This window comes from bacterium, from assembly GCA_023135785.1.
Classification (GTDB): Bacteria; CAIJMQ01; CAIJMQ01; order CAIJMQ01; family CAIJMQ01; genus CAZNJA01.
On the sequence record JAGLSL010000013.1, the window covers coordinates 1 to 6,470 of the forward strand.

General features: G+C 35.7%; 8 protein-coding genes and 2 tRNA genes. 9 read left to right on the forward strand and 1 reads right to left on the reverse strand.

All coding sequences use genetic code 11. The features are described from left to right. Nucleotides 1-176: 176 nt before the first annotated feature. The 8 genes from KAS42_01315 to holA all read left to right on the forward strand — a co-directional run bounded on the left by KAS42_01315 (nt 177) and on the right by holA (nt 5,831). Nucleotides 177-1,214 carry an aspartate-semialdehyde dehydrogenase gene (locus tag KAS42_01315; GenBank protein MCK4904872.1) on the forward strand — a complete coding sequence of 346 codons (1,038 nt, stop codon included), beginning with the start codon at nt 177-179 and terminating at the stop codon, nt 1,212-1,214. Between the two features lie 65 nt (nt 1,215-1,279). Next, nucleotides 1,280-1,355 (forward strand) — tRNA-Glu (locus KAS42_01320). Nucleotides 1,356-1,360: 5 nt separating this feature from the next. Beyond that, the gene (locus KAS42_01325) at nt 1,361-2,053 is read left to right on the forward strand and encodes a TonB family protein (GenBank protein ID MCK4904873.1); all 693 of its coding nucleotides are present in this window, start codon (nt 1,361-1,363) and stop codon (nt 2,051-2,053) included. Beyond that, nucleotides 2,053-2,961, forward strand: a complete 909-nt coding sequence (locus KAS42_01330; GenBank protein MCK4904874.1) for a sugar kinase — start codon at nt 2,053-2,055, stop codon at nt 2,959-2,961. The genes KAS42_01325 and KAS42_01330 overlap by 1 nt, the downstream gene beginning before the upstream one ends. A 72-nt stretch (nt 2,962-3,033) precedes the next feature. Next, nucleotides 3,034-3,105 (forward strand) — tRNA-Gly (locus KAS42_01335). Nucleotides 3,106-3,177: 72 nt separating this feature from the next. Continuing rightward, nucleotides 3,178-4,158 (forward strand): tetratricopeptide repeat protein, encoded by a 981-nt coding sequence (locus KAS42_01340; GenBank protein MCK4904875.1) that lies wholly within the window; start codon nt 3,178-3,180, stop codon nt 4,156-4,158. After that, on the forward strand, nt 4,142-4,666 hold the full coding sequence (locus KAS42_01345; protein MCK4904876.1) for an LptE family protein: 525 nt from the start codon (nt 4,142-4,144) through the stop codon (nt 4,664-4,666). The genes KAS42_01340 and KAS42_01345 overlap by 17 nt, the downstream gene beginning before the upstream one ends. Nucleotides 4,667-4,859: 193 nt before the next feature. Then, a complete protein-coding gene (holA, locus tag KAS42_01350; protein ID MCK4904877.1) occupies nt 4,860-5,831 on the forward strand; it encodes a DNA polymerase III subunit delta in 972 nt (323 codons plus the stop codon). An 18-nt stretch (nt 5,832-5,849) separates the two neighbouring features. Here the strand turns inward: holA and rpsT are convergent, their stop codons facing one another. Beyond that, nucleotides 5,850-6,119, reverse strand: coding sequence for a 30S ribosomal protein S20 (gene rpsT / locus KAS42_01355; GenBank protein MCK4904878.1), 270 nt, complete (start codon nt 6,117-6,119; stop codon nt 5,850-5,852). A gap of 155 nt (nt 6,120-6,274) precedes the next feature. Between rpsT and KAS42_01360 the strand changes: the two genes are divergently transcribed. Continuing rightward, a partial coding sequence (locus tag KAS42_01360; protein ID MCK4904879.1) for a hypothetical protein occupies nt 6,275-6,470 on the forward strand: 196 nt, incomplete at its 3' end.

Sequence of the window (6,470 nt, forward strand, 5' to 3'; positions counted from 1 at the left end):
TTATGTTTCTGAACTTCTGCATTTTGTAATTATTCGGAAGTTTTGATAGAATTTCGTTCACCCCGTTAGAGATAAGTCGTTATTAGACGACTGCTTCTTATGGGAAGCTTAAAATAAAGTCTTATTGTTTTGAATGTGGGTCAAATATATATAAACAGTTTTGGAGTTAATCTCTTATGATTAAAAAAGAAAAATATAATGTGGCTGTCGTAGGCGCAACCGGTGTAGTTGGCGTTGAGATGGCTAAAGTGCTTGAGCAAAGGAATTTTCCTATAGATAAATTCCTTCCTCTTGCTTCTGAACGCTCCGAAGGAAAGACTGTATCCTTCAGGAATGAAGAAATACCGGTGAGTGTTTTAGGCGAAAATTCTTTTGAAGGAGTTGATATTGCTCTTTTTTCTGCAGGAGGAGGTATCAGTAAGAAATTTGGCCCCATAGCCGCTAAAGCAGGCGCAGTTGTTATAGACAATTCAAGCGCATGGAGAATGGATCCTGAAGTTCCATTGGTAATACCTGAAGTAAATCCTGAAGAAGCGGCAAATCATAAAGGCATAATAGCTAATCCTAACTGTTCTACCATCCAAATGGTTGTTGCTTTAAAACCTATTCACGATGCGGCTAAGATACAAAGAGTTGTAGTTAGCACTTACCAATCCGTTTCGGGATGGGGAAAAGAAGCTGTTGAGCAGTTAATTGAAGAGGTTAAAGCAATAGTATCAAAGGATTTCAAGAATTATAATAATACCAAAGATATTGAGAAAGTTTTACCTGCTCAAATAGCATTTAACGTTATTCCGCATATAGATGTATTTGAAAACAACGATTACACAAAAGAAGAGCTCAAATGCGTTAATGAGACCAGGAAAATTATGAAAGAGCCCGAACTTCCCGTTACCGCAACTTGTGTAAGAGTTCCTGTATTCAGAGGACATTCTGAAGCGATAAACATACAAACTGAGAAAAAGCTATCCGCAGAAGAAGCAAAAAATATTCTAAGTAGTGCTCCTGGGATAAAGGTAGTCGATAATCCCGAATCATCTGTTTATCCTTTAGCACTTGACTGTGACGGAAAAGATGAAGTATTTGTAGGAAGGATAAGAGAAGATAATTCCATCCAGAACGGCTTAAATTTGTGGATTGTCTCGGATAATCTGCGCAAAGGCGCAGCATTAAATGCCGTTCAGATAGCGGAATTACTAATTAAAAACAGTTGATGGTTTATAGTCTATAGTTTATGGTTGGCTATTAGCTATAAACTATCCGCTATAGACTAAGTATCGGCGCTATCGTCTAGTGGCCTAGGACAGATGGTTCTCAGCCATCAGACCGGGGTTCGACTCCCCGTAGCGCCACCAGAACAATGCATTTAAGTAAAATTTTTGGGTTAGCCCTGATTCTTTCTGTCGGTTGGCATCTTTTCTGGGGATTGTTATTTGATTTATCATTAGATGAAAAACAAATAGATTCCGGCAAACAGATTGTTCCAGTATATTATATCGGCAAGAGTTCGATTCTAAAAGATAAAATAATACGCGGAATTGGAACTGCCAGCTCCGTTTTCCCTTCGCCCAATCTACCCGAAATAGATATTATTCGTCCACCTCTTCCTTCAAGAAAATTGCCGCAAATAGAAGAAGAAATGTTAGCTCAAAGAACAAAAGAAATAGCAGAATATAAAACGGAAATTTCTTTAAAGAAAGACCTTGAACCAACCATAGATAGAAAATCTCTTCCCGATTGGGTTCTTCCCGAAGAATCTCTGAAAGAGAAAAAACAGCCAATTAAGTGGGAAACTGGAAAAAGGGAAGTTATACAAAGTTATTATCCGCCAATGCCCCAATGGGCGCAGGAAGCAGGTATAATATCTAATGTAACACTTCAATTTTCCGTTTCAGCAAAAGGCGAAGTAAAAGAAATTCAAACGGAAAAATCATCCGGCGAAGCAAAGTTGGACCTTTTAGCAATAAACTATCTAAGAAGATGGCAATTTTTACCATCCGATAAAAATGAAGAATCTAAAGGATTGATAACTATAAACTTTGGGAGGGAATAATGAACAACAAAATATTGATTTTTGGCTCTTTAGCGCTGGACAGCGTGGAAACGCCCTTCGGCAAAAGAAAAAATATTCTCGGCGGTTCGGCAACACACGCCGCCTTATCAGCAGGCTACTTTGCAACTCCAATAATAGTTTCCGTAATAGGAGAAGATTTTCCGGATGAACATACGGCCTTCCTGAAGAAAAATAAGATTAATATAAAAAATGTGGAGGTTAAAAAGGGAAAGACTTTTGCATGGGAAGCAAAATATGGGGATAATCCTAATGAACGCGAGGTTCTGGCAACCTATGTGAATGTGCTTCAAGATTATTCACCATCTCTTTTGCCAAAATATCAAGAAATTAAATATGTGTTTTTGGCTAATAATTCTCCTTCCTCTCAAATAGACCTTCTTAACCAACTTAAAGCTACCGAACTTATAGTTTGGGACACCATGACCTTTTGGATAGACAAGTATAATGACCAGATACTTAAAATCCTTCCAAGAGTGGATATTGCTCTTTTTAATGACTTGGAAGCAAGACATTTCTCAAGAGAAACCAACCTTATGAAAGCAGGCAAAAAAATCCTGTCTAAAGGAGTTAAAAAAGGAGTCATAATTAAGAAAGGTGAGCACGGGGCTGTTTTGTTTACACGCTCTTTTACAATGCATTTGCCCGCATATCCGTTGGAAGAAGTAAAAGACCCCACAGGAGCAGGAGACAGCTTCGCAGGAGGCTTGATTGGCTTTCTGGCTAAAACTGGCGAAGTGAACGATAAGAGTTTGAAGAAGGCTATGGCGTATGGTACAATCACGGCGTCTTTAACCGTTGAAGAATTTGGCGCAGACAGGTTTAAAAAATTAAAAAAAGAGGATATACAGAAAAGATTTCTTGAACTTAAAAAATTAACGGAATTTTAAGCAACGATTTTGAAATTTCTCACCTGCAAACAAATAAATATACTCCCGAAGACAATAAAATATGAATTTAGTGCGGGTGTAGTTCAATGGTAGAGCGCAAGCTTCCCAAGCTTGATGTTGGGGGTTCGAATCCCCTCGCCCGCTCCTAAAATGAGAAAAGCATTATGTATTTTAACTATCATATTTCTTTCGTGAGGAAAATGGAAATATAAAAAAATGAAAAAAATAATTTTTCTAACGTTATTCATCGGCATTTGCTGTATGTTTTTTGTCGGTAAAATTTTTGCTTATTGGGAATGGACGTCAGAGACCAATAAATGGACAAACCCAAAATATTACGTTGCCGAGACTTCTTTAGAACAATGGACATTAGCAATGGATGTTTACAAAACGGGCGACTATGAAAACGCATTAAGAGAATTTCAGAAAATACTGGAAAACTTCCCTACAAGTCAAGAAGCATCTGAATCACAATTCATGATTGGGGACTGTCAGGAAAAACTAGGGCTTCCATATGAAGCCTGCCAAAGTTACCAAAAAGTAATTGATAAATTTCCTTCTACGAACAAACTAAAAGAAATTATAGAAAAACAGAAAAAAATTGCCGATTACTTTTACAACAAAAAATCAGAGAATATGTCTATAACAGAAAAAGCCAAAGGAATTTTTGCTATCAGCAGTTGGGAAAAAGCCGCAAATATTTACCAAATGGCTATTAAAAATTATCCTTATTATGAAAAAGTCGATGAAATGCAGTTTAGAATAGCCGACTGTTATATGAAACTTGGCAAATACGAAACAGCCAGAGCTGAATTTGGAAAACTTTCCATACAATATCCCGATTCTGCATGGATTGAAGAAGCCGAATATCTAAAAGCCATATGTTGGTTAAAAGAATCTATAAAATTCCCCAACAGTGAACAAATTTTTGAAAATGCAATAAAAAATCTTGAAGATTTTGTCAACAGATATCCTGAAAGCGAATTTTCCAATGCCGCAAAAGCCGAACTAAAAAAGCTAAACGACCGAAAAATCGAAAGAATTTATGAGATTGCGAGGTTTTATGAAAAAAACGACGAGCCAAACGCGGCAAAAATATATTACCTGCAAATTATAGAAAAATCCCCTGATTCAATCTGGGCAAAATATTCCAAGTCCCGTCTAGACAATATTCTCAAGAATGAAAACAAAAATTAGATTCACAACTTGCTATGTTTTTGTTGTTTTTTTTGCCATAGTCGCATTATTTTCAACCGGATGCGGATATAAACCTTTTTCCCCAATAAGAGAAGACCTGAAAACTATCTATGTACCAACATTTAAAAACTCAACTTATTATCCCGGTATTTCTGCCATCGTAACCGACGCAATGAGGGAAGAAATTATCCTTGACAGCACTTTTAAACTTACTAATGAAGAAAATGCTCAAGCCAGCTTAATTGGCGAGGTGAAAGATTTCAAAAGATCTCCATTGATTTATGACGAAGAGGATAACGTCATAGGAGGAAGTTTAACTATAGAAATCAGTGTCCGCTTTGAGTCTATACCCCAAAAAGAAATATTATGGAAAGGGGATTTCAAAGAAAGCGAATCGGTTAACTATTTTCTCGCCGGTAGTCTGGCAAAAACGGAAGATGAGGTAACTAAATGGGTAGCGGAAAAAACGGCTCGCAGCATAATCGAAAGAATTACAGAGCCATGGTGACAAAATAAAAACTGGAAATACCGTAGAAATGCAGTAGATATACAATAGAAATATATTGCTAAAGAATTGGAAACTTTTAAAAAGCAAAATACTAAGAATAGGAACAATGTATTTCAAAGTATTGTTTTAGTTATATTTCAATATATTTCCATAGTATTTCGATTAATTCCGAACTGATTTATTTTGGTGCAATATGAAAATAGATGAAATTTTGGAAGCATTTGAAAATAAAAATTTCGCAAAAATTTATTTCCTGGAGGGAGAAGCAGAAGTATTTAAAAATGACTTTTTACAAAGTTTAAAGAAAAAAATAAATTATCCAGAGTTTAACTGGAGTACTCACTACGCTGAAGAAATAGACTCTAAAGAATTTTTCCATTCCCTTTTTTCACTGCCGTTTTTATCGCAATTAAAAATAATAGTAATAAAAAACGCCGAAGAATTACCTTCGAAAATTATAACGCAATTGGGTAAAAATACGGACAAAATCCCATCAACAAATTGTTTTATTCTTTCCGGTTCTAAAATTTCGGCGTCACTAAGGCAGCTTATATCAAAAAATGGCAGAGTAGTTCTTTTCAGAAAACCTACTCGACCTCAAATTAGACAATGGGCGGCAAGACGGCTAAAAGAAGACAATAAACGCATAGATTCAGATACATTTTCTCTGCTTTTAGAAAATACCGGGGTAAACTTTTCGCTTCTTGTAAGGGAATTAGATAAATTAATCGCCTACGCCAAAGACAAAGAAATCATAGGGCTTAAAGATATAAAAGAAATTGGAATAGACATTAAAACATACGATGTTTTCGCATTAATAGACAATATAAGCAAAAAAAATACGCATCGCAGTTTAAATATATTGAGAATGCTATTATCCGGACAAACCTCTCCGCAACAGATTATAGGGATGTTGAGATGGCAATTCGCAAAACTATGGGAAACAAAAGCTCTGATTTTAAAGGGAGTTAATAATTACAAGGCATTGGAGCAGGCAAAAATTCCATATTTCAAAAGAAATGAATTCCTCGCCCATACAAAAACTTTCAGTTGGGAAGATTTGAAAGCATGTTTTAATCTTTTACTTGATACGGATATCCAAATAAAAAGAGGTGGCGAACCGGAATTGAGTATGGAGCTACTGCTCTTTAGAATTACAAAATAGATTTTCGGCAGGTTTTTGCTATTTAGCCAAATGTTTTTTGATTTTTTTACTAATCAGAGATTTCTTTCTTCCTGCGGTATTTTTATGAAGAACTCCTTTTTTAGCAGCTTTGTCTATCAAAGAAACAGCCTTAGTAAGAAGAGGATTCAATTCTTGGATATCCTTTTTTTCTTTGATCCCAAGTTCAAGCTTTTTGATTGCCGTTTTAAAAGATTTTTTTACTCTTTTATTCCTGACATTTCTTTCTTTTATCTGCCTTGCTCTTTTTAAAGAAGATTTCGTAGACATTTTTTTATTTTGTTATACTCGTATCCTAATTATTTTAAGCGGTATGCTACTATATTATTATGTGGGTGTCAACCCCGTTCCTGCACTTAAGAAAAATAGTTATAAGTTTTACTCTCTAACAGGGTAAACTTTTTATCATCAGTCACGTCTAAAGGATGGAAACTAAATTGGATACTTTCGGCGAATTGCAAAAAAGAATCATAGAGGGAGATAAAAAAGCAATGGCGAAGTTCGTAAAACTTACATATTCTGGAGTATTTCAAACTGCGTTTAGAATAACACGCAACATTGAAGATGCAGAAGACACCTGCCAGGATGCTTTTGCGCGTTTTTTCAGTTCTCTGGAAAACT